Source organism: Stenotrophomonas veracruzanensis (assembly GCF_032911525.1).
Classification (GTDB): Bacteria; Pseudomonadota; Gammaproteobacteria; order Xanthomonadales; family Xanthomonadaceae; genus Stenotrophomonas; species Stenotrophomonas africana.
Genome location: NZ_JAWJTI010000047.1, coordinates 1 through 25950, shown reverse-complemented (window position 1 = coordinate 25950; position 25950 = coordinate 1). Strand labels below are relative to the sequence as shown.

Below are 25950 nucleotides of genomic sequence, written 5' to 3'. Positions count from 1 at the left end.
GCGGCATGGATGCCGCGGCCAAGCCCCCAAGGACGGGTTTACGGCGTCCCCGCAATCCGACACCGCCCCGCCCAACCCACAGACAACCCGGAGCCGCTTTGGCTTTGGCGTTGGCTTTGGCTTTGGCTGTTGCCGGCCAGCGGCCGGCACTACCGCAGGTGCAGGGCGCAGCCCTGCCGCCTCCCCTCCCCTGCGCACGAAAACGATTTCACTGTTTTCAGCAAACCGTCATCCCTTCGCCACGCCAGTACCATATTGCGGAGCAGCATGCGCCCGCGGGCGACCCATGCTAAAAAACGCCCGCCCATCGCTTAGATCGATCCAAGACGACGCTGCGATGGCCGGGAGTTGGGGGAGCGGCAACAGGACGTACCAGGCCACGTGCACGGTGCAACTGCCACTGCATGGCGATAGCGACAATGTCACTTCAAATTAGATCGATTCAAGTTGTCCGTGCCACGTCACCGGATCAATCCAGGAGAGAGGGAGAGATGGGAATGAAGCATTCAACACGTACGCATGGCCAGGACGCATTGTCGTTGGCCGTCGCGCTGGCCCTGGCCGCCGCCGTCGCTCCGGCCGGCGCCGCCGCGCAGCAGGCAACCACCACCGGCTCGCAGGACGCCACCAACCTGGACAGCGTCCAGGTCACCGGCTACCGCTACGCCATCGAAAAGAGCCTTGAGCAGAAGCGCGACGCCAACGCCGTTGTCGAAGTGATCACCGCCGAGGACGTCGGCAAGTTCCCCGACAAGAACGTGGCCGACGCACTGCAGCGCGTGCCCGGCGTGGTCATCACCCGCAGCGGTGGTGAAGGCAAGAGTGTCAGCGTGCGCGGCCTTGCGCCGGACCTGACCCTGACCCAGTTGAATGGCAACTACGTGGCCACGTCGGAAACCAACGACGAAGCCACCCGTTCGTTCAACTACACCCTGCTGCCGTCGAACATGCTGTCCAGCGCCGAGCTGTTCAAGTCGCCGGAAGCACGCATCGACGAAGGCGGCATCGGCGGCACGGTCATCCTGCACACCCGTCGTCCGCTGGACATGGAGTCCAACTCGGGCTTCGTCACGCTCGAGGGCACCTCTTCCGATACCCACCACGATATCGACCCGCAGGCCTCGGCCCTGTATTCGTGGCACAGCAAGGATGAGCGTTTCGGCGTGCTGGTCGGCGTGACCCAGCAGAAGCGCACCACCCGCACCATGGAAGCCAGCACCGAGGACTACCAGTGGTACGGCGCCGGCAGGGCACGCGACGCCTATGGCAACGTGCAGCAGCAGGATGGCATCCACTACTGGTGGGGCAAGTCCGGTTTCAACAACCAGACCGGCGGCAACTACAGCGACTTCTTCATGCCGACCTCGGTCAACTTCGCGGTGAAAGAAGAAAAGCGCGAGCGCAAGGGCGGCCAGCTGACCTTCCAGTTCAAGCCGGTCGACAACGTCACGATGACCGCCAACTACTTCCGCTTCGAGCTGCAGGGTGACTACACCCAGAACATGCTGAAGATTCCGGAATGGAGCATGGCGCGCTACAACCAGGACGGCAACTGGGCCGGAGGCCGCCTGCTCAATGGCCTGGACTTCGATGCCAGCGGCAACACCGTCACCGGTGCCCAGTTCGAAAAGCTGGCTGGAAAGACCTACTACTGCAGCGAAGACCAGGCCAAGGCCGCCGGCCTCAAGCCCGGCGGCTGGGGCCCGGACGACTGCACGATTCCGACACCGCAGCTGACCGGTGGCTACAGCAAGGAAAAGGCGCTGTCGCAGACCGCCGACCTGACCATCGACTGGGACATCAGCCCGCTGTGGAAGGCCTCGTTCACCGGTGGCCGCACCTGGTCCGAAGGTGGTCCGTCGATGAACTTCCGCATGTCGGCCAAGCCGCGCCGCAAGGTCGGCAACGACTACCTGTCCGGTAACCAGTACAGCGCATGGGACCTGACTGGCACGCCGTCTGCCACCTTCTCGCCCGACCTGCAGCAGCAGTTGATGAACGGCATCGCCGAAGTCGACACCGGCTCGACCGATTCGTCGTGGAAGCGCACCGAGGTCAAGCAGAACTACTTCCAGGCCGACGTGACCAAGCTGTTTGAGTCCGGTTGGCTGGATTCGATCCAGTTCGGTGCCAAGTACCGTGACGGCAAGGTCCACCGCAACACCGGCAACACCTACTGGGTGTGCCCCGGCCGTGACCCGGCCGACTATGACAACAGCCGCTACCAGAGTGGCTGCGATCCGACTGCCGGCGATGCGCAGCCCGGCTTCTTCCTGTCCAATCCGATCAGCAACATTGCCGGTGGCTTCAATGCCAACGTGTTCCCGGGCATCAACTACCCGGCGTACATCGACTATCTGAACAAGACCTACGGTGGTTCGCACAACCGTACCGAGGAAGACTTCGTCTACAACGTCAACGAGAAGATCTACTCCGGCTACTTCCAGGCCAACTTCCGCACCGAGCGCGTGCGCGGCAATGTCGGCGTGCGCGTGGTGCGCACCAAGCAGTTCGCGCAGTCTTCCGACTCGATCGAGAAGTTCAACGACTACTTCCTGGACAACGCGTCCGGCGCGCCGATGGCGTGCACCGACCCCGCCGCTGCGGCCTACCCGACCTACAGCTGCGAGAGCGGCTTCGTGCGCCTGCCGCATGACCTGGCGCAGAGCAAGACCTACAGCCTGATCGGCGTGGACCGCACCTACACCGACGTGCTGCCGAGTTTCAACATTGCATGGGACATCACCGACACGCTGGTGCTGCGTGGTGCCGCATCGAAGGTGATCGCCCGCCCTGGCTACACCGACATCGCAGCACCGGGCGCACTGAGCTACTACAGCGAGGAGTACGTCAATGATCGCCGCGTTGCCGGCGGCGCATCGACGGCAGGCTGGGTCGGCCAGGGCAGCAACAAGCAGCTGGAGCCGTTCAAGGCCACCCAGTTCGACCTGGGCCTGGAGTGGTACTTCCAGCCGGGCGCGGTGGCCGGCGTCGGCCTGTTCCGCAAGAACGTGGACAACTTCACCCTGCCGGTGGTGCGCGACACGCCGATGGTCATCAACGGCGAAGCGGTGAACGTGCAGCGCTACGAGACCCAGGCCAATGGCCGCGATGGTGTGTCGCAGGGCGTCGAGCTGTATGGCCAGTACACGTTCGGTTTCGGCTTTGGCGTGCAGGCCAACTACACCTACAACGACACCAACCTGGCTTCCATTGTTCTGGACGGGCAGGAAATCGGCTCCTCGCCGCTGGTCGGCAGCGCCAAGAACCAGGCCAACGTGACGGTCTTCTACGAGAACGAGAAGTTCCTCGCACGCGCCTCGTTCAACCGTCGCGGGCAGGTAGTCGGCGGGCTCAACAATGGCCTCACCGTCTACACCGAGCCGTATGACCAGCTGGATCTGAACGTGGCCTACAACCTGACCCCGGACTGGACGCTGACCGCCTCGGTGATCAATGCCACCAAGTCCGAGCAGCGCGTGCACCTGGGCAGCGACACCAAGGCACGCCTGATCTCCAATACTTATGCAGGCCGCCAGCTGTACTTCGGCGCTACCTGGAAGTTCTAAGGCAACACCGGGTTGCCCGGGCGCGCCCCGGTGCAACCCACGCCCCGCCCTGGCGGGGACGTTCCTCCACGGCAGCCACGCTGGTACAGGTGGCTGCCGTTTTTTTGCCGGCGCCTTGCCTGTCGTTCAGCCCGGCGCTTGACCCTGCCATCGTTGGAAGGTGCACACTGACTCCACCCCAAGAGCACCGAAGGAGCTACAGATGGAATTCCATGTTGAAGGCATGACCTGCGGCGGCTGCGCGCGCAGCGTGACCAAGGCGATTGAAGGCGTGGACCCGCAGGCCAGCGTGCAGGCTGACCCCGCCAGCCGTCGCGTGCAGGTACAGACCTCGGCCAGCGAAGCGCAGATCGTGGCAGCGCTGAACGACGCAGGTTTCCCGCCGCGCACGGCCTGATCCCCTGCCCTGTCTCACACTGAAAAGCCCGCCCGGTGCTGCTGCATCCGGCGGGCTTTTCAATGCATGCGATATCGAGTCAATGCTTGTGCGTACGCCGCCGCACCGCACCGGTCTTCGCGGCATCGAACGGCGCCGGCGCCTCATCGCCCTCCCCCAGCCGCTGCAGGATCGGGCACTCCGGGCGCTCATCGCCCGCGCAGCAGCTGATCAGCGACTTCAGCGTGTCGGCCATCTGCCGCATGTGCTCGATGCGTTGCTCCAGATCGGCGATGTGCTGCTCGGCCAGGTGCTTGACGTCGGCGCTGTGCCGCGAGGTGTCATTCCAGAGGCCGAGAAGATCAGTGATCTCGGCCACCTGGAAGCCGAGATCGCGCGCGCGGCGAATGAAGCGCAGACGGTGGATGTCCGCCTGCGAATACGCCCGGTAGCCCGACTCGGTTCTATCAGCGGCGGGAATCAGGCCGATCTGTTCGTAGTAGCGGATCATCTTCGCCGACACGCTGGAGGCCTTGGCAGCTTCACCGATGTTCATGCGGATCTCCTTCAGTGGGTGGCCGCGGTGGCATCCGCCATCGGCGGCTGGAAGCGACGCAGGCGCAGCGCGTTGCCCAGCACGAACACGCTGGACAGGGCCATCGCACCGGCCGCGAACACCGGCGACAGCAGCACGCCCCAGACCGGGTACAGCACGCCGGCCGCTACCGGAATCAACGCGGTGTTGTAGGCGAAGGCCCAGAACAGGTTCTGCCGGATGTTGCCCAGCGTCGCCTTCGACAACGCAATGGCATTCGGCACGCCTTGCAGGTTGCCCGACATCAGCACCACATCGGCCGATTCCACTGCGATATCGGTACCGGTTCCGATCGCCAGGCCGACATCGGCTTCAGCCAGTGCCGGCGCATCGTTGATGCCGTCGCCGACGAAGGCGACGTGGCCATGCATGGCCTTCAGGCGGCGCACCGCTTCGACCTTGCCTTCAGGCAGCACTTCGGCCACGACCTCATCGATGCCGAGCTGCCGCGCGATCGCCTGCGCGGTACCGGCATTGTCGCCGGTGATCATCGCCACCTTCAGTCCGAGCTGATGCAGTGCCGCGATTGCGGCCGACGTGCTCGGCTTGATCGGATCGGATACCGCGATGATTGCTGCCAGGCGACCGTCAATGGCGGCATATAGCGGCGACTTGCCCTGGGTGCCCAGCTCTGCCGCCAGCGTCGCAAACAAAGTGATGTCCACGCCCAGATCGCGCATGAAGCGATCGGCACCGACCTCCACCCGCGCACCATCAACGCTGGCACGCACGCCCATGCCGGTGACCGATTCGAAATCGACCATCGACGGCAGTGCAATGCCCTGTTCAGTGGCTGCATCGACGATGGCGCGGGCGATCGGATGTTCAGAGCGCGATTCCACTGCGGCAACCGCCGCCAGCACGGTGCTGCGATTGAAACCGTCCGTGATCTCGAAGTCGGTCAAGCGCGGGCGGCCTTCGGTCAGCGTGCCGGTCTTGTCCACCGCCACCACCTTCGCGTCCTTCAGCAGCTGCAGTGCTTCGCCCTTGCGGAACAGCACGCCCATTTCGGCGCCGCGGCCGGTACCGACCATGATCGAGGTCGGCGTGGCCAGCCCCATCGCGCAGGGGCAGGCAATGATCAGCACCGCTACCGCGTTGACCAGCGCGAAGCTCAGGGCTGGCGACGGGCCGAAGATCAGCCAGACTGCGAAGGTCGCCAGCGCGGCCAGCATCACTGCCGGCACGAACCACAGCGTGACCTTGTCAACCACCGCCTGGATCGGCAGCTTCGAGCCCTGCGCCTGTTCGACCATGCGGATGATCTGCGCCAGCATGGTCTGCGCGCCCACCGCCGTCGCACGTACCGTCAGTGCGCCCTTCTGGTTGACCGTACCGCCCACCACGCTGCTGCCCGGCTGCTTCTCAACCGGGATCGGCTCGCCACTGATCATCGATTCGTCGATGTAGCTGCGGCCTTCAACCACCTCGCCATCGACCGGCACACGCTCGCCTGGCCGCACTTCCACCACGTCGCCGCTCTGCACTTCATTGACCGGGATATCGACGGTGCGGCCGTCACGGATCACGTGGGCGACCTTGGCCTGCAGGTTGACCAGACGCTTGATCGCCTCCGAGGTGCGGCCCTTGGCGCGCGCTTCGAGGAAGCGGCCGAGCAGGATCAGCGCAACGATCACCGCGGCCGCTTCGTAGTAGACGTTCACCGTGCCCGGCGGCAGCAGCCGCGGTGCAAAGGTCGCCACCACCGAATAACCGAACGCTGCGGCGGTGCCCACCGCCACCAGCGAATTCATGTCCGGCGCCAACCGCAGCAGCGCCGGGAAGCCCTTCTGGTAGAAACGACGACCGGGGATGGCCAGCACCAGGAGGGTCAGTGCGAACTGCAGATACCAGCTGGTCTGCATGCCGATGTGGGCCATCACCCATTCGTGCATGCCGGGAATCAGGTGCGAACCCATCTCCAGCACGAACACCGGCAGCGCCAGCGCGGACGCCACGATCAGGTCGCGCTTCAGCTCAGCGCGCTCGGCATCCTTCTTTTCTGCGGCCTCCTCATCGGACTGCACGCCGGCCTCGATCGGGTGTGCGGCGTAGCCGACCTTGTCGATGGCCGCAACCAAGGCGGCCGTATCAGCCACGCCGCGCACGGTCGCACGCTCCGTGGCCAGGTTCACGCTGGCCTGGCTCACGCCTGGCACCGCCAGCAGCGCGCGCTCCACGCGGCCCACGCAGGAGGCGCAGGTCATACCTTCCACGGCCAGTTCAACGGTGGCGGGGGGCACGTCGTAGCCCACCCGCTCCACCGCCTGGATCAACGCGGCCCGATCGACCGGACCGGACGGACGAATATCCGCGCGCTCGGTGGCCAGATTGACCGAAACACTGCCCACACCTTCGACCTTGGACAGTGCCGCCTCGACCCGGCCCACACAGCTGGCGCAGGTCATGCCCTCGATGGGCAGACTGATGGTGGAGGGGCTGGCGGAGACAGCAGCGGCGCGCGGCGTGCTCATGATTGGATTCCCGGGATTCCTTCTGGATGCGGACAGGCTAAACCTTGCCATCGTGGGAAGGTCAAATCCAGCCTGTCCGCATTTCCTGAATGGGCACCCGGCGTCGACGTCCACGCATGGCGCGGGTCTACCGCCAGAGATAGGTCTCCTCAGAAAGTGAACACATACTCCAATGCGAACTCGCGGCCGACCGCGCCCAGCAACCGGGTCGGGGCGAAGTCGTAGTCCAGCTTGTACGGGTCCTTGTGGTTCCAGCTGGCGGAGTTGAAGGCGTTGTTGACGTACACGTTTACCTTGGCGTGTTCGGTCACCTGGTAGCCCACGTTGAAGTTCCAGGTGATGAACGGCCCGACCCGGCCGAAATAGCGCGCAGTCTGCTGGCCTGCATTCGGGTTCGGGTTCGGCGAGCCATCCGGACGTGTCGCCGGCTCCAGGCAGTTCAGCGACGGGCTGTCGCTGGGCACGTAGCCATCGGCGAACGGCAGGCAGCCACCGGGGTTATCCAGGCGGTCGGTGCCCCAGTGGTAGCGCACGCCCGGCACCGAGCCCACGCGGTCGGCATAGACATTGGCGTTCCAGTTGCCGCGCTGCCAGGCCAGGCTCGCGCGCAGCTTGCTGCGCAGGTCGCGGTCGCGGCGTTCCGGGTTCGGGTCGTTGGCGTAGCGCTGTTCCTTGGTGGAGATCTGGTTGGTGTAGTTCACACCCAGCTGGAAGCTGCCCCACTGCGCGGTTTCCAGGCGATAGCGTGCGGTCAGATCGATGCCGCGCACTTCCCGGCTGGCCAGGTTGAACGGGCCGCGCTCGATCGATACCAGGCGGCCGTTGCTGTCACGGTTCACGCGGGCCAGGATGCCGGCGCAGTACTCGCCACCGGCCGGGTTGGCCCATGGCGTGCCATCGATGTTCTTGCCGGTCAGGCAACCGGCCTCGCTGGCCAGCACCTCATCGGCGCCGACGTCGACGATCATGTCTTCCAGCTTGATCGCCCAGTAGTCGGCACTGACCGACAGGTTCGGCATCACGTCCCAGACGAAACCGACCGTCCACGAATCGCCGGTTTCCGAGCGCAGCAGCGGCGTGCCACGGCGGTTCACGTCGAACGTGTACCAGACATCGGTGTTGCCCACGCCGCAGTTGTTGACCAGGTACGCGCCACTCTGGATGCAGCGCAGGCGGTCATAGGTCTGCACTTCCGAACTGCTCGGCTGACCCAGCAGGTAATGCATGTCCGGCGCATGGAAGCTGGTGGCGTACGAGCCACGCACCAGCAGCGATTCGACCGGGCGCCATTCCAGACCGACGTTCCAGGTGGTTTCCTTCTGGCTGCCGATGTCCAGCGCTTCGCTGCTGTCGTCGGCCTTGTAGTTGCCATAGCGGTCATAGCGCGCGGCCGCAGTGGCGGTCACGCTGTCCAGCAGCGGGATCTTGAACTCGACGCCGGCCGAATAGCGGGTGCGCTCGCCGCCACCGCGATCGACGTTCTGCAGGTCAAAGTCGATGCCGGCGCGAGGGTCGGGGCTGAGGTGATAACCCTGCTGCGCGACTTCAGCTACCGCGGCGAACGAGATCGGGCCGGCCCAGCCCTGGAACAGTTCGCCGGTGATATCCGCCGAGGCCTGGTTGACCCATGAGGACGCACGGTTCTTCGCCACCGTGCCCATCTGCCAGTACTCGTCCGGCGTGAGCGGGTTCCACCAGCGCGATTCGTTCAAGGCGTAGATCGCCTCGCCATCGGCCGTGGTACCCAGCTTCGGGCCGAGGAAGTAGTCGTACGACTTCTGCTTGTCGACCACGTTCTGCCGCTCTTCCACGCGGTAGTAGGAACGCCCCACCGTGGCGCTCCAGTCGAAGCGGTCGGCCAAGCGCCCTCGCAGGCCCGCGCTCCAATCCCAGGACAGTTCGCGGTTGGTATTGCGCAGCGTATCCAGGCCGCCCACCTCGTTCGGGGTGAACTGGCGCACGCCCAGGATCGGACGGTTGCGGTTGGCATCCCAGTAGTAGCCGTTGTCATCGTCGATCAGCGACACGCTGGGCGGATTGGTGCCCCAGATCGCTTCGGAGCGGTACACCGCCAGGTTGGTCCAGGCCTGCAGGTCGTTGCTGAAGTCGAAGGTGGCATACAGGTTGCCGGACACGTTCTCGGCACCGCCGGTGAGCAGCCAGTTGGCGTAGTCGGCGCTCATACCGCACAGGCGGCCGGTGTTGGTGATGGTGTTGGCGGCGTAGTTGTAGACCAGTCGATCAGCGGTGTAGTACTCGCCGTTGAACTTCTCGCAGGTGCCGGTGGGCGGTGCCAGACGCTGGCCCGTGGTCGGATCGATCAGCGCCAGACCAGCGGTGGGTCGGAAGCCGACCTTGCGTTGCTCCATGTTCCAGGACGGATACGGTGCATCATCGGCGTCGTCCATCTGCGGACGATCACGCCCGAACAGCGGATCACGCTTGGTGTACTGCAGCGCGTAGGTCACGCTCCAGTTGTCGCCGGTCTTGCCGCCGGCCCAGGACAAGTCCCAGGTATCGCGGCCACCCTCGGTGGAGGTACCACCACGCACGCGCACTTCGTCGCCGTCGTAGTTGGTTTTCAGGATGACGTTGACCACGCCGGCAATCGCATCCGAACCATAGATGGCCGAGGCGCCACCGGTCAGCACTTCGATGCGCTCCACCGCCGCGGCCGGAATGTTGCCGTAGTTGGAGAAGTTGGTTTCACCGCCATACGGCAGCGGGTAGTCCGCCACGCGACGGCCGTTGACCAGCAGCAGCGAGCGGTTCGGGCCCATCCCGCGCAGGTTCAGGCCGCTGGCATTGGGCGTATGCGAGCCCCACTGCGAAGCGGCTTCAACAGTGCCGGTGGCCTCGGTGAGGGTCTTCAGCGCGTCGTACACGCTGACAAAGCCTTCTTTCTGGATCTGCGCAGCGGTGATCACGTTGACCGGTGCCGGGCCTTCGACGGCGGCGCGCTTGATGCGTGAACCGGTGACGGTGACTGCGTCCAGATCCTTGGTGGACGCACTGGCAGCTTCCTGTGCACTGGCAGCCAGCGGCAAGAGGGCGAGGATCAGGGCCTGGGACAGCAGGTGACGGCGCTTGCGAACGGACTGAGCCATGGGTGGTTGCTCTTCGAAAGTGTGGACGCACGGACGGGTGGTGGCGCGGCACTACGGCTGATCCGGGCACCTGGATCGGTTCAGGACCGACGCGGCGCCCCCCTCCTGTGGATCGATCCAAACTAAAGCACAGCTGAATCACACCCGGCATGCGGCAACGCAGCAACACCCGAGGGAATGCCGCTATCGGCTGCCGGCATCCAGAACAATCAAAGGGTTGCGAAACATCGCTGAGAGAACGGCGCACGAAGTAGTGACACGATCACGACAACCGCGCGCGGAACGGATTTGTCCGCGTGGTCGCGTTCGGCCGGTAGCGGGTCGTTGTAGAGCCGAGCCTGTGCTCGGCTGCTGTTGTTCGTCGCAAAGAGCAGCCGAGCGAGGGCTCGGCTCTACAGAAGAAGCGGGTTACTGCGCGCCGTCCAGCGCCTGCCGCAGCGCGGCCACAGTGGCGGTGGCGGTCTGGCTCCAGTCCGGGTCCAGCCCTCGCAAGGCCGGGTTCTGGAACTGCATCGCCGAGCGGCGCAGGCCCTTGGCCGAGGCGTGCAGTTCGGTACAGCCGCTCCGCCGTGCGACGACGGCGATATTGGCTGGGCCCAGCCCCGCGCCGGCCATCACACTGATGCGCCCCGCCGCTTGTGTGACCAGACCCGTCAGCATATCGGCACCGGCCTCGGCGCTGACCTGGCCGCCCGAGGTCAGCACGCGCTGGCAGCCCAGTCCGATCACCTGTTCCAGTGCTGCTGGCAGGTCGCGGGCCGCATCAAAGGCGCGATGGAAGGTCACCTGCAACGGCCCGGCGGCCTGCACCAGTTCACGGCACAGCGCCAGGTCGATACCGCCCTGCACATCCAGCGCACCGATCACCACGCCATCGCAGCCGAGCGCGCGGCACTGCGCGATGTCACGCAGCATCAGTTCGGTTTCCAGCGCGTCGTAGTGGAAGTCGCCCGGGCGTGGCCGCACCAGCACGAACAGCGGAATCGACAGGCGCTCGCGGGCCATCGCGATGCTGGCGAACGACGGCGTGGTGCCGCCCTCGGCCAGGTTGTCGAACAGCTCGATGCGGTCGGCACCGCCGGCCTGGGCGGCCAGCGCCGAGGCCAGCGAGTTGCTGGCGATTTCCAGAGTGAGCCGCGTGCTCACGTTTGGGTGCTCGTGTAGATCGACGGCGAGTCGCGCAGGTCATCCTGGCGCTGTCCATCGCACACGGCGTAGACGAAGCCGCGATGCAACGCGTAGGCACCCACCTCGCCCTGCTTGTTCATGGCCAGGAAGCAGACCTGCAGTGTCTTGCTCGCTTCGGGGCGCTTGCGCACCACGCGGTCGATGGCTTCGCGGCAGGCCTGCGCCGGCGAGCGCCCCTGGCGCATCAGCTCGACCACCAGGAACGAAGCGGCGTTGCGGATCATCTCCTCACCCACGCCCGACGCGGTGGCCGCACCCACGTCGTTGTCGACATACAGGCCGGCACCGATGATCGGGCTGTCGCCAACCCGGCCGTGCAGTTTCCAGGCCATCCCGCTGGTGGTGCAGGCACCGGCCAGATGGCCCTTGGCATCCAGCGCCAGCATGCCGATGGTGTCGTGGTTGTCGCTGTTGCCGGGAATACCACGGCGCTCGGCATTGATCTGCGGCTGGTACTTCTCGGTCTTCAGCCACTCGCGCCAGGCCGCTTCGGCCTGCGGCGTCAGCAGGTGCTTGCGCTCGAAGCCCTGCTGCACCGCGAACTGCTGCGCGCCGTCGCCCACCAGCAGCACGTGCGGGCTGTTTTCCATTACTTTGCGGGCCACCGACACCGGATGCAGGATGTCGACCAGCGCGGCCACTGCACCGCAACGGCCATCACCATCCATGATGCTCGCGTCCAGGCTCAGCACGCCGTCGCGATCCGGATTGCCACAATGGCCGACGGTGGGGTTGCACAGCTCGCTCTCGGCCCAGCGTGCGCCTGCTTCCACCGCATCCAGCGCGCTGCCGCCCTGGGCCAGCACCTTCCATGCGGCCTGGTTGGCCGGCACGCCGAAGTCCCAGGTCGAGACCACTTTGGCCCCACCCTGCGTGCGCGCCTGCACGCCCGGTAATGCTGCGATGCCAGCGGCCAGTGCGCCGGCCTGCAGGAACTGCCTGCGATCCACCATCTTCCCCTCCCAGTCTGCAATGTGCGGCCGGCGCGATGCCGGCCGTGCCGATCAGTCGTGCGTGGGCTGTCGTGCGGCGTGCCAGACCGCTGCACCGAGCACGCCCAGCTGGCCATGTTCCACGCGCCACACCGGTACCTGGCGGAGCACCTCGGTCAGCACGCCCTTGTTGAGGAAGCGCTCGCGGAAGCGGCCATCGGCCAGGAAATCCTGCACATGCGCGGAAATGCCACCGGCCAGGTACACCGAACGTGCACCGACGGCGATGGCGGCGTCGCCGGCCAGACTGCCCAGCCAGGCACAGAACACCTGCAGCGTTTCCACCGCCAGCGCGTCTTCACCGCTGCGCGCGGCACCGATCAACGCTTCGGTGCTGGTCCACACCGGGGTGGCACCGCGCAGCTCGCACAGGCACGGGTACAGGTTCATCAGGCCACTACCGGACAGCACGCGCTCGTTGTCCACGTGCGCCCAGCGCTGCAGCAGCTTGCCCAGCACCTGCAGTTCCAGCGTGTTGCCGGCGCCGAGCGCGGCATGGCCGATCTCGCTGGCCAGCACCGGGCGCTCGCCATCGGCAAAGCGCAGCGCGGCGCCCAGGCCGGTGCCGGCGCCCAGCACCAGTGCCGGGAACGCCTGCGCCGGATCGGCGTCGCCGTTCAAAGGCACCAGGGTTTCCGGCTGCAGGTACGGGATGGCCAGCGCCACCGCCTCGAAATCGTTGATCAGCTGCAGTTCGCCCAACCCGGACTGCGCGCGGGTGGCCGACAGCGAGACCGTCCATGGCAGGTTGGAATTGATCAGCACATCGCCATCGAGCAGGCCGGCAATGGCCACCACCGCGGTCTGCACCGGCTGGCCAAGGCCTGCGGTGAAATCGGCCAGGATCGCCGCCAGGCTGGGGTGCTCGGCGCAGGCGTAGGTGCGATGGCTGCCCAGCAGCGGCGCCTGGCCGGGTTGGGTTTCAGCCAGCGCCAAACGGGCGAAGGTGCCGCCGACATCGGCGACGACCAGATGGCGCGGAAGACCGCCGCGGGCGGAGTCGGAGGAAACCGGGGACGCTGCTGCGATGGTCACGCTGGCCTGCTTGGATCGATTGAATCGCCCCGATTCTCAGGCATCGGGGCGGCTTTGCCTAGCACGCCGGTGGTTCAGGTTGGCCTACATGCCTTCCTGTTCGGCCACCTGCACGCCGTCCACCAGCACGCGCAGGCGCTGCGGGCGGAAGCCGGCGAACAGCAGCGGCCGGGTGCGTTCTACCAGCACTTCATGGCCAGCAATGTGGCGCAGCCACGACTGTACCAGCGAGAACGAGAAGTGGGTGCCGGGATGCAGCGGATGCTGCACCCAGACCTTCTCGGTGGCGCTCTGCAGCAGCATCGCGCCGGTGAACCAGTGGCGGCTGAGGGTCACCGGCGTGGTGCCGGCCATGAAGCGGATATCCATGCGGGGTCCTTTCGCTGGAGAAGCCTTGCGGCGTGTCAGGGCTGGGCAGTCTGCAGGCTGTAGCTGGTGGTGGCAGTGAACACTGCGCCATCGGGCTGGGTGGAGCGTACTTCGACCTTGTGGCTGCCCACGACCAGATCGGTCGGCAGCGCGCCACGCCACAGGTGCGGCGACGCGGTCGCCTCCGGCGAACGGTCGTAGCCACGCAGGCTGACTGCAAGATCGTCGGCCACGTTCTCCACCATCAGGCGCGGATCGGGTTGGCTGACCTGCTTCATCGGCTGCCAGGCACCACCATCGACGCGGTACTCGACCACGCTGGCATCCTCACCCATGTAGACGTTGGCATAGATGCCCCACGCCGGGTAGGCCCCCTGGCGCAGCACCTTCGGCGCATGCAGGCCGATCTGCTCGCTGGCCGGTTTGCCGGCCACGCGGTACTGCAGTTTGTAGCTGCCATTGCCGGCCACATCGAGCAACGCATAGCCCTTCGGGGTGCCATCGCTCATGGTGCTGTCCGGCACGCCGGCGGCGTCCTTCACCCCCGACCAGAACGCACCGCAGTTGGCACCCACGTTGTACTCGTGCAGCGGCTTTTCGCCGTTCCAGCCCTCGGCCTTGCCGTGGTAGACGTGCTGCTGGGTGTGGCTGTGGCCGCTGAGCACCAGCAGGTTGCGGAAGTCCTTCAACAGGTCGAACAGGCGCTGGCGATCGGCATGCCGGAAGGTCTCGCGCCCCGGCGCCGCGTCGAACAGCGGGATGTGCATGCCCAGCACCAGCAGGCGATCCTTGTGCAGCCCCTTCAGGTAGCCGGCGAGGAAGGCGAACTGGTCTTCGCGCAGGCCGCCGACGTACTTCGGCCTGGCCTTGGGGTCGTACACCACATCGTCGAGGAACACGAAACTGGCGCCGCCCTCTTCCACCGCGTAGGTGTCCGGGCCGTAGATGTTGCGCCAGCTGTCCAGCGAGTGCTCATCGCTGGCGGCATCGAAATCGAGGTCGTGGTTGCCCGGCACATGGAACCACGGCACGCCAAGTTCGGTGGTGACCTTGTTGATCGCCGGATACAGGGTCAGGTCATCGTTGACGATGTCACCGAGGGTGGTGCCCATGCGCGCCCTGGTCTGGCCGACCAGAGGCGCCACGATCGACTGCTGGTAGTAGCCGATGTCCTTCAGGCTGGCGGTCTGCGAGTCGGTGAACACCAGCATCTGGAAACCACGGCGGCTGTCATGGCGGTCAGACTGCAGAGCGAAATCCCAGTTGCGGGTGACATCGCTGGTGGCGGCGATGCCGCCGTACTTCAGCGCCGGCGAGCCGTTCGGGCGGTAGTGGCGCCAGAACGACGGCAGGCCGTCGGTCGCCTTCGGGAAGGCGTAGGCGTCGGGCTTGATCACGAATACGGTCTGGCCGTCGCGCACTGGCAAGCTGTAGCTGCCGTCTGCAGCCGTCTTGACGATGGTCTCGCCGTTGGAAACCTGCACCCCGGCCAGGCCCGGATCGGTCGCGCCGCGCCCCGGCCGTCCGTCACGCTCCAGATAGACCTTGCCGCTGACCACGGTGTCCGCGGCCCAGGCCGGCGAGGTCAGCAACAGGCAGCACAGCCAGGCGGCAGGCAGTTTCATGGGCGGTCCGGGAAAGAAGAAGACCGCCTATTGTAGAGCCGAGCCACGCTCGGCTGCATTGCAGAGGCAGGTGCGGCCCATTGGTCCCACGCCTCCCTCAACGATGGCGCTTTTCCAGCACCGCCCGCGCATCCTCCAGCGACAGCCCGCGCGCGCGCAGCAGCACCAGCAGGTGGAACAACAGGTCCGACGCCTCGCCCAGCAACGCCTCATCATCCTGCGCCACGGCGGCCAATGCGGTCTCCACGCCCTCCTCGCCCACCTTCTGCGCGATGCGGCGGATACCACCCTCGAACAGGCTCGTGGTGTAGCTGGCCGGTGGTCGCTGCGCCTCGCGCATCGCTACCAGTTGGCCCAGCCCGCCCAGGAAGTCCTTCGGCGCGCCATCGAAGCAGCTCTCCGCACCGGTGTGACAGGTCGGCCCGGCCGGCCGTGCCATCACCAGCAGCGTGTCGGCATCGCAATCGACACTGATCGACTGCACCACCAGCACGTTGCCGGACTGCTCGCCCTTGGTCCACAACCGCTGCTTGCTGCGGCTGAAGAACGTCATGTGGCCGATCGCCAGGGTGGCCGCCAGCGATTCAGCACTGACATAGCCCAGCATCAGCACCTGCAGGGTATCGGCATCCTGCACCACCGCCGGCAGCAGGCCGTCACCCTTGGCCCAGTCAAGTGCCTGCAATGCGTCCAACGACGGCCTGACTTCAATAGACATCCCGCACCTCGATCTGCTGTCCGCGCAGGTAGCGCTTCAATTCCGGAATGGCGATGGCACCGCTGTGGAACACACTGGCCGCCAGCGCGCCATCCACATCGGCCTGGTCGAAGGCCTCGGCGAAGTGCTCCATCGCACCGGCGCCACCGGAAGCGATCAGCGGCACCTGGCAGAGTGCCCGCGCCTGCTGCAGCTGCACGACGTCGTAGCCACGGCGCACGCCGTCGCTGTCCATGCAGTTCAACACGATTTCGCCGGCGCCACGGCGCTGCGCTTCGACGATCCAGTCCAGCGTGCGCAGCGGCACCGCCTGGGTCTTGTCCGGGTCGCCACTGAAACGGCGCACCCGCCACTGGCCATCGGTCTCGCGTACCGAATCGACACCGACCACCACGCACTGCACGCCGAACTCGTCGGCCAGTTCGGTGATCAGTTCGGGACGGCCCAACGCGGGCGAGTTGATCGACACCTTGTCGGCACCGGCGAACAGCACGCGGCGTGCGGTTTCCACGCTGTCGATGCCACCGGCCACGCAGAACGGAATGTCGATCAGCCGCGCGATGCGCTCGATCCAGGCGACGTCCACCGAGCGCGCCTCGGGGCTGGCGCCGATGTCATAGAACACCAGCTCGTCGGCACCCTGGTCGCGGTAGCGCTGCGCCAGCTCGGCGATGTCGCCCATGTCGACATGGTCGCGGAAGCGCACACCCTTGACCACGCGACCATCGCGCACATCCAGGCACGGAATGATGCGACGGCTCAACATGCCAGGGCCTCCGCCAGGTCCATGCGCTGCTCCAGCAGCGCCTTGCCGAGGATCGCGCCGCCGCAGCCCACACGTCGCGCTTCGGCCACATCGGCCACGTCGCGGATGCCGCCGGAGGCCTGCACCGCCACGCCCGGCAGCAGCGCCGACAGGTGCTGGTAGAGACTGATGTTGGGCCCGGCCAGCATGCCGTCGCGGGCGATGTCGGTACACAGCAGATGGCGCATGCCGGCGCGCGCGTAGCGCCGGGCCAGGTCATCCAGGGTCACCCCGGCGTTCTCGGTCCAGCCGTGCACCGGCAGCTGCCACTGCCCCTGTGCGTCCTGGCGAGCGTCCAGCGCAATCGTGATGCGCTCGGCGCCGAATTCCTCCAGCCAGCCGACCACTTCATCGGGGCGGCGCACCGCCAGCGAACCCACCACCACGCGGTTGGCACCAGCATCGAGAATGCGCGACACATCATCACGACCGCGCACGCCGCCACCGGTCTGCACCCGCAATGGCGTCTGCCCGCGGATATCCGCCAGCAGCGGCGCGAGCGTGTAGCCACCGGCGCGCGCAGCGTCCAGGTCGACCAGATGCATCCACTGCGCACCCTGCGCGGCAAAGGCCTGCGCGCGCGGCAACGGATCGTCGCCATAGGAGGTTTCCTGCGCATAGTCGCCCTGGCGCAGCCGCACCACGCGGCCGTCGCGGATATCCAGCGCGGGGTAGACGATGAAACTCATGCAGCAGTGCCCTCGAGGAAGTTGCGCAGCATCAGCGAGCCGGTCTCGCCGGAGCGCTCCGGATGGAACTGTGCGCCGTAGTAGCGCCCCTGCTCCACCACGGCGGTGAACAGGCCACCGTGGTCGCAGGCAGCGACGGTGTGGGTATTGAGCGGCGCCGCATAGCTGTGCACGAAGTAGGCGCTGGCGCGTTCCGGCACGCCTTGCAGCAACAGCGATTCGCGCAGCGGCAGCAGGCGATTCCAGCCCATGTGCGGCACGCGGATGCCACAGGCCGGCACCAGCTTGCGCACCACCCCGGGAATCAGCCCCAGTGTCTCCACGCCCGCTTCCTCGGAGCGTTCGAACAGCAGCTGCATGCCGAGGCAGATACCCATCAGCGGCACCTCCAGCCGCTGCAACGGCTCCACCAGGCCCTGCGCATGCAGGCGCTGCATGCCGGGACCGGCAGCGCCGACGCCGGGCAGGATCACCCGCTGCGCACCGGTCAGCCCATCCGCATCGCGCACCAGCCGCACCGTCGCACCCAGGCGCTCCAATGCGTAGCGCACCGAGCCCAGGTTGGCGCCGCCGGCATCGATCAGCGCAACGTCGCTCACAGCGCCCCCTTGGTGGAAGGCAGCGCCGTGCCCTGGCGGGCCAGCGCCGGACGCAGTGCGCGGGCCAAAGCCTTGAAGCAGGCTTCCACCTTGTGGTGATCGTTGTCGCCGCGTACCTGCAGGTTGAGGTTCAACCCGCTGGCGTCGCACAGCGAACGGAAGAAGTGCGGCACCAGTTCGGTCGGCATATCGCCCACGCGCTCGCGCTTGAACTCGCCCTCGAACACGAAGTACGGGCGGCCACTGAAGTCCAGCGCAGCGCTGGCCAGCGCCTCGTCCATCGGCAGGGTGAAGCCGTAGCGGCCGATGCCGCGCTTGTCGCCCAGCGCCTCGCGCAGCGCCTGGCCCAATGCGAGGCCGGTGTCCTCGACGGTGTGGTGCTCGTCGATGTGCAGGTCGCCGTCGGCCTGGATGTCCAGCGCGAACCCGCCGTGCTTGCCGATCTGTTCCAGCATGTGGTCGAAGAACGGCAGTCCGGTGGCGATGCGCGCATCACCGGCGCGGTCCAGATCCAGTTCGACGCGGATCTTCGTCTCTTTCGTGTTGCGCTGGACCACTGCGGTACGCGGCGCATCGGCCAGCACATGGGCGATGCCCGGCCAGTCCCACTCGCCTCCGAACTGTTCGGTGCGCAGCTGGAAGCCTCGGATGTTGAGGTTGTCAGCGAACTGCAGGTCGGTGATGCGGTCACCGACCATGCCCGAGCGCGCCCAGTCGATGCTGCGGTCCTGCAGGTAGGCGGTCATTAGACCGATGCCCGGCTTGCGGGTCGGCGCGTTGTCCTGCGGCCAGCTGCAGTCGATCAGCACGTCACGGAAAGTGATGCCCTGGCTTTTGAAGATCTGCAGCATCAGGTTGTTGGGGCCATCGAAGCTGTCGCGCGGGTAGCTGTCGCCGCCGAGGCCATCCTGATTGGTGACGATCACGAACTGATAGCCGGCGTCGCGCAGCTTCAGCAGCGCCGGGATCACCTGCGGCACGAAGCGCAGCTTTTCGTAGGCGTCGATCTGGAAGTCGGACGGCTCCTCGATGAGGGTACCGTCGCGGTCGATGAACAGGATCGGGGTCATGCTGCGGCCCTCCGCGCCGACAGGGCCGCAAGCACGCGGTCATTCTCTTCGGGGCTGCCGATACTGATGCGCAGTGCATCACCCAGCTGCGGCGCGGCGCGCTGGTCGCGTACCACCACGCTGGCATCCAGCAAGGTGTCGAACGCTGCCTGCGCATCAGTGAACCGGACCAGCAGGTAGTTGCCGGCCGAGGCATACACCCGGCGCACGCCAGGCAGGCCCGGCAGCGCAGCGAACAGGCGTTCGCGCTCGGCGATGACCGTCGCCACGCGCTCGGCGGTACGTGCCAGTGCGGCCGGCTGCAGCGCCTGCACGGCCAGCTCGGCGCACGGGGTCGGCACCGGGTACGGCGCCTGGCAACGGCGCAGTACGGCAATCAGTTCCGGCGCGGCGATCAGGGTGCCGATGCGCGCGGCCGCAAGTGCGTGCGCCTTCGACAACGTGCGCAGCACTGCCAGATTGGCGTGCGCGGCCAGCAACGTGGTCGCCGACGCACGCTGCGCGTACTCGACATAGGCCTCGTCCACCACCACCAGTGCCTGCCCGCGCAACGCAACCGCCACCCGTTCGACCTCGTCCAGGGCGATATCACTGCCGGCCGGGTTCGACGGTGCGCACAGGAACACCAGCTTGGCATTGCGCGCCTTGGCGGTGTCGATCACCGCATCCAGATCAGCGCGCAGGCCGTCCTCGCTGCCCACCAGGGGCACTTCAATCAATGCGGCGCCCTGCAGGCGCGCGCAGACCGCATACATGCCGAACACCGGCGGCGTGACCAGCACGGCATCGCGGCCCGGCACGCACAGGGCGCGCACCAGCAGATCAATGGCTTCGTCGCTGCCGCGGCCGACCAGCAGCTGCGGCGGCGTCACGCCGTACAGCGCCGCCAGGCCCTCACGCAACGCCAACGGCTGCGGTTCCGGATAGCGCCGGCTGTTGCCCGTCACATCAGCCGGATTGGCCCAGGCCGACTCATTGGCGTTCAACCAGACCTCGCCCTGCACCGCCGCACTGCGCGCCGAGCTGTAGCCGGCGAACGCCCGCAGATCCGGACGCACCAGTGCCAGCACATCATCGATAGCCGCGCTCATGCAGCCACCTCCATGCGCACTGCGACCGCACGTTCATGTGCATCCAGGCCTTCGGCGCTGGCGATGATGCGCGCGCAGCCGCCGATCGCTGCCAGGCCGGCGGCGCTGGCGGTCTGCACGCTGATCAGGTTCTGGAAGCTGGCCACGCTGACACCGCTGTAGGCACGTGCGGCACCGGCGGTAGGCAGCACGTGGTTGGTGCCGCTGCAGTAGTCGCCCAGTGCCTCGGGGGTGTAATCACCCAGGAACACCGAGCCGGCCGCCTGCACCTTTTCCAGCCACGCACGCGGATCACGCAGCGCCAGGATCAGGTGCTCGGGCGCATAACGGTTGCTGATCGCGAAGGCTTCGTCCAACGAATCGACCTGGATCAGCCGCGAGGCCGACAGCGCCTGGCGTGCGATCTGCTGGCGCGGCAGCAAGGCCACCTGGCGCTCCACTTCGGCCTCGACCGCCGCCAGCATCGCGGCATCGTCGGTCAGCAGCAGAACCTGAGAATCCGGACCGTGCTCGGCCTGCGACAGCAGGTCGGCGGCGACGAACGCCGGATTGGCGCCGGCATCGGCAATCACCAGCACTTCGGAGGGGCCCGCCGGCATGTCGATGGCGGCCGCGCCATCCTGTGCGACCTGCTGCTTGGCTTCGGTGACGAAGCTGTTGCCGGGCCCGAACAGCTTGTCACAGGCCGGAATGCTGGCCGTGCCGTAGGCCATCGCGGCGATGGCCTGGGCACCGCCCAGCTTGAACACGCGCTGCACCCCGGTCAACCGCGCGGCCACCAGCACCGCCGGATCGGCCGTGCCGTCGGCGCGTGGCGGCGTACACAGCACCACCTGCGGGCAGCCGGCCAGCCGTGCGGGAACACCCAGCATCAGCGCGGTGGACGGCAGCGGTGCGCTGCCCGCCGGCACATACAGGCCCACCCGGCCGATCGGGCGCAGCATGCGCTCGCAGACCACGCCCGGGGCGGTTTCCACCGCATAGCCCGTGCCCATGCCAGCGGCGTGGAAACGCGCGATGCGTTCGGCAGCTTCCACCATGGCTTGGCGCAACTCAGCCGGCACCGCAGCTTCGGCCGCGGCAAACTCGGCTTCGCTCACTTCAAAGGACGACAGCTCGACACCATCGAAGCGTGCGGTGATCGCGCGCAGCGCGTCGTCGCCCTGTGTGCGCACCTGTGCAATCAGCGTCGCCACCGCGTCGCGGGTCTGCTGCGCCACGGTCTGCACCGGACGGGTCAGTGCCGCGCTGCGCGCGGCCTCATCAAGTCGGGACCAGATCAGACGGTTCATGCCAGCGACCGCTCCACGCTCAACACCATCAGGCCCTGCGCGCCAGCGCGCTCGAGTTCTTCCATGCGCTGCCAGCTCAGCGGGCCGGGGCACATGGTCTGCAGGCGCAGCGCGCCGCCATCGGCCGGCAGCCGCACCAGCGGCTCGGCATCGGCCAGCAGCTGCGACAGCGCGTCGACGCGATCCTCGCTGGCGCGGAACATCAGCAGCTTGCGGTCCTGCCGCTGTACCACGCCATCGAGGCGGCGCAGCAGCATCGCGCGCAGCGATGCACGCGCATCATCCGGCACGCGCACCGCACCGGCCAGCACCGCCTCGCTGTCGAGCAGGTTGTGCACCGGGGTCAACTGGTTGGCACGCAGGGTGGCGCCGCTGGAGACCAGGTCGCAGATCAGGTCGGCGGTACCCAGTCGCGGGGCGATTTCCACCGAACCGGACAGCTCGACCACCTGTGCATCCACACCCTGCTCGGCCAGCCACTGCTTGAGGATGGCCGGGTAGCTGGTGGCGATGCGGGTGCCGGCCAGCTGCGCCGGCCCCTGCCACTGCCACTCCTCGGGCACCGCCAGCATCAGCCGGCACTGGCCGAAGCCCAGCCCGCGCAGCGCCTGGTAGGCATCCGGCAGGCCGACCTGGCGACGTGCCGCGGCCTGCTCGTCCAGCTCGTTGCGACCGACGATGCCGAGGTCGCAGACGCCGTCGGCGATCAGGCCGGGGATGTCGTCGTCGCGCACCAGCAACAGGTCCACCGGAAGCGACTCGCCGTAGCAGAACAATTTGTCGCGGCTTTCGCGCCAGCTCAGGCCACAGGCGCTGAGCAGGTTGCGGGCGGGCTCGGCCAAGCGGCCACTCTTCTGGATGGCGATACGCAGCCGGTCTCGTGCCGGCGCTGCCTGGGTTGCACTCATGGGGGAGGTCTCGAAGTTCGGAACGGGGCGCGGATCAGCGCGAAGCAAGGCGGTCGATGGCGGCGGCATAGCCTCGATGGCCATGCTCGAGCGTTCGCGCCACCCGTCCGGTGGTGGTCACGCTGACGCCGGTGCGCTCGTGGATCTCGCGGTACGGCACGCTCTGCTGCAGCAGCGGCACCACCTTCCAGCGGTCGGCCATGGCTTCCAGTTCGGCCGGCGTGCACAGGTCGCGCAGGAAGGCGACCACCTGCTCCGGCTCGCGCAGAGCAGCAAAGGCTTCGGCGAGGGCGTCCAGGTCGGCCTTCGGGTCTTTGGCGGCAATTTCGGGGCGGGCTTTCACGGGGTCGGTTCCATGCATCAATGTAATAGCGCGTTAGTACATTAGCGCATTCTTGCGCAGTGCGTCAAATCGTGGGTTGGGGGTACGGCAGGGCGGCCGCCCTCCACCCGCAGAGGCAAGAGCCAGAGCCACAGCAAAAAGCTGGTCTCCTGAGCGTTGGCGGGGAGGGTCCGGTGGCAGGGGACGCCGTAAACCCGTCCATGGGGGCTTGGTCGCCGCTTGCTCGTGTGCGCTGTCCTGCGCACACGGCAAGACCGGGGTTGGGCATCCTGCCCAACCCGCCCGAGGCATGCCTCGGGCCCATGCCGCTCACACCCCTGCCACCGGACCCACCCCGCCTTCGACAGTTGGCCGCGGGCTGTCAGAACAGCATGGATCGGATCGGAACCGGCTTTTGTAGAGTCGAGCCATGCTCGACTGCTGTTGTCCACAAACGCAAAACGCCCACCGAAAGGCGGGCGTTCTGCTTTCAAATCAACAACCTGGCCCGACTCAGGGCAGGCAGCGCACCTCGGCCTGCAGCGCTCCGCGGCGCAGGCATTCACCGAACAGGCTGCCCTGCCGGCTCGGTTGGGGCTGGATGTTCTCCAGTGACCCCACACCCGCTGGACACCTGCGCGAGGCCAGGGCCTGCAGGTCACCCTCCAGCTGCGCGCGGTCGATCACGTGGCAGCGATCAACCTGCAGCCGGTACTGCGCCGGACCGATCCGCGCACTGCGCAGCACCGGGTCGCTCTGGCAGCCCGCCAGCAGGAGCACGCTCAGCACCCCTGCGGCGGCCCGTGTCACGCCATCGCCCTGGACTGCTCCAGCTCCACCTGCAGGGTGCTGGCCAGCTCGTCACGGGAGACTTCGAACTGCTGCTCGCGCAGCAGGTCCTTCACCGCCACCACGCCGCGCGCCAGCTCGTCTTCACCGGCCAGCACCACGAAGCGGATGCCGGCCTTGGCCGCATACTGGAACTGCTTGCCGATCTTCTTCGGCTCCATCTGCACTTCGGTGTTGATGCCACCGGCGCGCAGGCGGCGCGCGATGTCCAGCGACTGCGGCATGCCCTGCTCGTCCATCAGGGCCACCAGCGCCTGCACGCTGCTGGCTTCGATGCCATCGATCAGGCCGGCTTCGCGCAACTGCCAGAACAGGCGCGACAGGCCGATGGAGATGCCCACGCCCGGCAGCTTCGACTTGCTGTAGTGGCTGGCCAGGTCTTCGTAGCGGCCGCCCGAGCAGATCGAGCCGATCTGCGGGTGGTCGGTCAGCGTGGTCTCGTAGACGGTGCCGGTGTAGTAGTCCAGGCCGCGCGCAATGGAGAAGTTCAGGCAATACGCGGTTTCCGGCACGCCCAGCGCCTGCACCAGCTGCAGCACTTCGCGCAGTTCAGCAACACCGGTACGCAGGATCTCCGAAGAACCAGCGTCGGCTTCCAGCGTGGCCAGCTGCGCCAGCGCATCGGCATGCCCCTGCGAACGCACGGCCACGAACGCCAGGATCTTCTCGACCTGTTCGGCCGGAATGTTGAAGCCCTCGCCCACCAGCGTCTCGCGCACGTAATCGGCGCCGCGCTTGTCCAGCTTGTCCACTTCGCGCAGCACCGCCAGCTGGCGCTCACCTTCGGCCACGCCCAGGCTTTCGAAGAAGCCGCGCATCAGCTTGCGGTTGTTCAGCTGGATGCTGAAGTCACCGATGCGCAGTTCCGAGAACACGGCGTGGATGACCGCCAGCACTTCGGCGTCGTATCGCACGCTCAGGCTGTCCTTGCCGATCACGTCGATGTCGCACTGGTAGAACTCGCGGAAGCGACCGCGCTGGGCGCGCTCGCCGCGATACACGCGCTGCATCTGGTAGCGGCGGAACGGGAAGGTCAGTTCGTGTTCGTGCTCGGCCACGTAGCGTGCCAGCGGCACGGTCAGGTCGAAGCGCAGCGCCATTTCCGGCAGCGAACGGTCGCCCGACTCGGCCGCGTTGGCCAGCGCGCCGGTGGACTGCACGAAATACACCTGGCGCTCGGTCTCGCCACCGGACTTGGTCAACAACACATCGGACAGCTCGAACACCGGCGTCTCCACCGGCAGGAACCCGAAGCGCTCGTAGTTGCGGCGGATGACGTCCAGCATGCGCTGGAACGCAATCTGCTCGCGCGGCAGCAGCTCAAGGGTGCCGGGCGGGGTACGGGGCTTGATCACGGGCGGAACTCCTGCTGGAACGGGACGTGGGAGGGGGCAACATTCTAGCGCCCCCGCCTCGGGCAGGGTCGAACGGCCGCTTGAAGTATCATAAGGCCCTCCCCCGCCCGCGATACGCCCCCCGCAACATGTCACGGCCTTCCGGCGCTCCGCCCGCCACCAACGATCCCGCCGCGCCGTCCTGCATCACGCTGGACTGCCTGCACTGCTCGGTTCGCCACCTTGCGGTGTGCTCGGCGTTGTCGCCCGATGAAGTGCAGGCGCTGGAACAAGTCACGGTCTCGCAGCAGGTCAGCATGGGCAGCACGCTGGCCCGCACCGGCGAGGAACGCCAGCATGTCTATACATTGACCGCCGGCGCACTGCGCCTGGTGCGCACCCTGGCGGATGGTCGCCGCCAGATCAACGGCTTCGTGCTGCCTGGCGACTATCTGGGCCTGAGCGGCAGCGACCACCATCGTTACGACATCGAGGCGATTGCCGACAGCCGCGTGTGCCGCGTCGCACTGCCGCAGATGAAGGCGCTTCGCAGCCGCTTCCCGCATCTGGAGCGCAAGCTGCTGCAGCGCGCCTGCCAGGAACTGGATGCCGCACAGGATGCCGCGCTGGCGCTCGCACGCCTGCAGCCGGCCGAGAAGCTGGCCGATTTCCTGCTGCGCCTGGCCGCACGCGAGGCCAAGCTGGGCGGCGACGGCCTGCGCGTGTCGCTGCCGATGGGTCGTGGCGACATCGCCGATCATCTGGGCCTGACCATGGAAACGGTCAGCCGTACCTTCACCAAGCTGCGCCAGCAGGGGTTGATCGCCCTGCCGCACCTGAACGTTGTGGAGATCCTCGACGAGGACGGGCTGCGCACGCTGGCCGGTGAAGGGTTGATCTGACCGCATTGCGGTTTAGGGGGGGTGGGGGGGGGGGGGGGCGG

22 protein-coding genes are annotated in these 25950 nt (G+C 66.9%); 3 read left to right on the top strand and 19 right to left on the bottom strand.

Going from position 1 to position 25950, the window contains the following annotated elements; all coding sequences use genetic code 11:
- Positions 1 to 491: 491 nt before the first annotated feature.
- Together R1H25_RS18820 and R1H25_RS18815 are read left to right on the top strand one after the other, a co-directional pair.
- Positions 492 to 3569 (top strand): TonB-dependent receptor, encoded by a 3078-nt coding sequence (locus R1H25_RS18820; RefSeq protein ID WP_049445500.1) that lies wholly within the window; start codon positions 492 to 494, stop codon positions 3567 to 3569.
- A gap of 202 nt (positions 3570 to 3771) precedes the next feature.
- Complete coding sequence (locus R1H25_RS18815; RefSeq protein WP_049445502.1) at positions 3772 to 3966, top strand: heavy-metal-associated domain-containing protein; 195 nt, start codon at positions 3772 to 3774, stop codon at positions 3964 to 3966.
- 79 nt (positions 3967 to 4045) lie between these two features.
- Here the strand turns inward: R1H25_RS18815 and cueR are convergent, their stop codons facing one another.
- The 19 genes from cueR to hisS form a co-directional block, all read right to left on the bottom strand.
- The gene (cueR, locus tag R1H25_RS18810) at positions 4046 to 4501 is read right to left on the bottom strand and encodes a Cu(I)-responsive transcriptional regulator (RefSeq protein ID WP_317224336.1); all 456 of its coding nucleotides are present in this window, start codon (positions 4499 to 4501) and stop codon (positions 4046 to 4048) included.
- A gap of 11 nt (positions 4502 to 4512) precedes the next feature.
- Positions 4513 to 7014: a heavy metal translocating P-type ATPase gene (locus R1H25_RS18805; protein ID WP_317224335.1), complete on the bottom strand. Its 2502-nt coding sequence runs from the start codon at positions 7012 to 7014 to the stop codon at positions 4513 to 4515.
- Between the two features lie 149 nt (positions 7015 to 7163).
- Positions 7164 to 10121: a TonB-dependent siderophore receptor gene (locus R1H25_RS18800; RefSeq protein ID WP_099590041.1), complete on the bottom strand. Its 2958-nt coding sequence runs from the start codon at positions 10119 to 10121 to the stop codon at positions 7164 to 7166.
- 408 nt (positions 10122 to 10529) lie between these two features.
- A complete protein-coding gene (locus R1H25_RS18795; protein ID WP_208042964.1) occupies positions 10530 to 11267 on the bottom strand; it encodes a copper homeostasis protein CutC in 738 nt (245 codons plus the stop codon).
- Positions 11264 to 12262, bottom strand: coding sequence for a N(4)-(beta-N-acetylglucosaminyl)-L-asparaginase (locus R1H25_RS18790; RefSeq protein WP_099590043.1), 999 nt, complete (start codon positions 12260 to 12262; stop codon positions 11264 to 11266). The genes R1H25_RS18795 and R1H25_RS18790 overlap by 4 nt, the downstream gene beginning before the upstream one ends.
- 51 nt (positions 12263 to 12313) lie before the next feature.
- The gene (locus tag R1H25_RS18785; protein WP_317224334.1) at positions 12314 to 13336 is read right to left on the bottom strand and encodes a glucokinase; all 1023 of its coding nucleotides are present in this window, start codon (positions 13334 to 13336) and stop codon (positions 12314 to 12316) included.
- 84 nt (positions 13337 to 13420) lie between these two features.
- Positions 13421 to 13705, bottom strand: coding sequence for a hypothetical protein (locus R1H25_RS18780; RefSeq protein ID WP_005409434.1), 285 nt, complete (start codon positions 13703 to 13705; stop codon positions 13421 to 13423).
- 35 nt (positions 13706 to 13740) lie between these two features.
- Positions 13741 to 15330, bottom strand: coding sequence for a calcineurin-like phosphoesterase family protein (locus tag R1H25_RS18775; RefSeq protein WP_317224333.1), 1590 nt, complete (start codon positions 15328 to 15330; stop codon positions 13741 to 13743).
- 97 nt (positions 15331 to 15427) lie between these two features.
- Positions 15428 to 16048: a bifunctional phosphoribosyl-AMP cyclohydrolase/phosphoribosyl-ATP diphosphatase HisIE gene (hisIE, locus tag R1H25_RS18770; protein ID WP_317224332.1), complete on the bottom strand. Its 621-nt coding sequence runs from the start codon at positions 16046 to 16048 to the stop codon at positions 15428 to 15430.
- A complete protein-coding gene (gene hisF / locus R1H25_RS18765) occupies positions 16038 to 16814 on the bottom strand; it encodes an imidazole glycerol phosphate synthase subunit HisF (RefSeq protein WP_012480036.1) in 777 nt (258 codons plus the stop codon). The genes hisIE and hisF overlap by 11 nt, the downstream gene beginning before the upstream one ends.
- Entirely contained in the window at positions 16808 to 17542 is a 735-nt protein-coding gene (gene hisA, locus R1H25_RS18760) for a 1-(5-phosphoribosyl)-5-[(5-phosphoribosylamino)methylideneamino]imidazole-4-carboxamide isomerase (RefSeq protein WP_049445520.1), read from the bottom strand. Before hisA ends, hisF begins: the two co-directional genes overlap by 7 nt.
- Entirely contained in the window at positions 17539 to 18141 is a 603-nt protein-coding gene (hisH, locus tag R1H25_RS18755; protein ID WP_049445522.1) for an imidazole glycerol phosphate synthase subunit HisH, read from the bottom strand. The genes hisA and hisH overlap by 4 nt, the downstream gene beginning before the upstream one ends.
- On the bottom strand, positions 18138 to 19211 hold the full coding sequence (hisB, locus tag R1H25_RS18750) for a bifunctional histidinol-phosphatase/imidazoleglycerol-phosphate dehydratase HisB (protein WP_317224331.1): 1074 nt from the start codon (positions 19209 to 19211) through the stop codon (positions 18138 to 18140). The genes hisH and hisB overlap by 4 nt, the downstream gene beginning before the upstream one ends.
- Positions 19208 to 20302, bottom strand: a complete 1095-nt coding sequence (hisC, locus tag R1H25_RS18745) for a histidinol-phosphate transaminase (protein WP_317224330.1) — start codon at positions 20300 to 20302, stop codon at positions 19208 to 19210. The genes hisB and hisC overlap by 4 nt, the downstream gene beginning before the upstream one ends.
- Positions 20299 to 21594, bottom strand: a complete 1296-nt coding sequence (gene hisD / locus R1H25_RS18740) for a histidinol dehydrogenase (protein WP_317224329.1) — start codon at positions 21592 to 21594, stop codon at positions 20299 to 20301. The genes hisC and hisD overlap by 4 nt, the downstream gene beginning before the upstream one ends.
- Positions 21591 to 22502, bottom strand: coding sequence for an ATP phosphoribosyltransferase (gene hisG, locus R1H25_RS18735; protein ID WP_088436200.1), 912 nt, complete (start codon positions 22500 to 22502; stop codon positions 21591 to 21593). Before hisG ends, hisD begins: the two co-directional genes overlap by 4 nt.
- A 34-nt stretch (positions 22503 to 22536) precedes the next feature.
- A complete protein-coding gene (locus R1H25_RS18730; RefSeq protein ID WP_317224328.1) occupies positions 22537 to 22845 on the bottom strand; it encodes a YerC/YecD family TrpR-related protein in 309 nt (102 codons plus the stop codon).
- 492 nt (positions 22846 to 23337) lie between these two features.
- Complete coding sequence (locus R1H25_RS18725) at positions 23338 to 23604, bottom strand: hypothetical protein (RefSeq protein WP_234368012.1); 267 nt, start codon at positions 23602 to 23604, stop codon at positions 23338 to 23340.
- Between the two features lie 26 nt (positions 23605 to 23630).
- Positions 23631 to 25028, bottom strand: a complete 1398-nt coding sequence (hisS, locus tag R1H25_RS18720; protein ID WP_317224327.1) for a histidine--tRNA ligase — start codon at positions 25026 to 25028, stop codon at positions 23631 to 23633.
- A gap of 128 nt (positions 25029 to 25156) precedes the next feature.
- Between hisS and R1H25_RS18715 the strand changes: the two genes are divergently transcribed.
- Positions 25157 to 25909 (top strand): Crp/Fnr family transcriptional regulator, encoded by a 753-nt coding sequence (locus tag R1H25_RS18715; RefSeq protein WP_049445540.1) that lies wholly within the window; start codon positions 25157 to 25159, stop codon positions 25907 to 25909.
- Positions 25910 to 25950 lie beyond the last annotated feature (41 nt).

Bases quoted from the DNA above. Each gene is read 5' to 3' on its own strand.
- R1H25_RS18820 (WP_049445500.1), top strand. From the start codon at position 492: ATGGGAATGAAGCATTCAACACGTACGCATGGCCAGGACGCATTGTCG.
- R1H25_RS18815 (WP_049445502.1), top strand. From the start codon at position 3,772: ATGGAATTCCATGTTGAAGGCATGACCTGCGGCGGCTGCGCGCGCAGC.
- cueR (WP_317224336.1), bottom strand. From the start codon at position 4,501: ATGAACATCGGTGAAGCTGCCAAGGCCTCCAGCGTGTCGGCGAAGATG.
- R1H25_RS18805 (WP_317224335.1), bottom strand. From the start codon at position 7,014: ATGAGCACGCCGCGCGCCGCTGCTGTCTCCGCCAGCCCCTCCACCATC.
- R1H25_RS18800 (WP_099590041.1), bottom strand. From the start codon at position 10,121: ATGGCTCAGTCCGTTCGCAAGCGCCGTCACCTGCTGTCCCAGGCCCTG.
- R1H25_RS18790 (WP_099590043.1), bottom strand. From the start codon at position 12,262: ATGGTGGATCGCAGGCAGTTCCTGCAGGCCGGCGCACTGGCCGCTGGC.
- R1H25_RS18780 (WP_005409434.1), bottom strand. From the start codon at position 13,705: ATGGATATCCGCTTCATGGCCGGCACCACGCCGGTGACCCTCAGCCGC.
- R1H25_RS18775 (WP_317224333.1), bottom strand. From the start codon at position 15,330: ATGAAACTGCCTGCCGCCTGGCTGTGCTGCCTGTTGCTGACCTCGCCG.
- hisIE (WP_317224332.1), bottom strand. From the start codon at position 16,048: ATGTCTATTGAAGTCAGGCCGTCGTTGGACGCATTGCAGGCACTTGAC.
- hisF (WP_012480036.1), bottom strand. From the start codon at position 16,814: ATGTTGAGCCGTCGCATCATTCCGTGCCTGGATGTGCGCGATGGTCGC.
- hisA (WP_049445520.1), bottom strand. From the start codon at position 17,542: ATGAGTTTCATCGTCTACCCCGCGCTGGATATCCGCGACGGCCGCGTG.
- hisB (WP_317224331.1), bottom strand. From the start codon at position 19,211: ATGACCCCGATCCTGTTCATCGACCGCGACGGTACCCTCATCGAGGAG.
- hisC (WP_317224330.1), bottom strand. From the start codon at position 20,302: ATGAGCGCGGCTATCGATGATGTGCTGGCACTGGTGCGTCCGGATCTG.
- hisD (WP_317224329.1), bottom strand. From the start codon at position 21,594: ATGAACCGTCTGATCTGGTCCCGACTTGATGAGGCCGCGCGCAGCGCG.
- hisG (WP_088436200.1), bottom strand. From the start codon at position 22,502: ATGAGTGCAACCCAGGCAGCGCCGGCACGAGACCGGCTGCGTATCGCC.
- R1H25_RS18715 (WP_049445540.1), top strand. From the start codon at position 25,157: ATGTCACGGCCTTCCGGCGCTCCGCCCGCCACCAACGATCCCGCCGCG.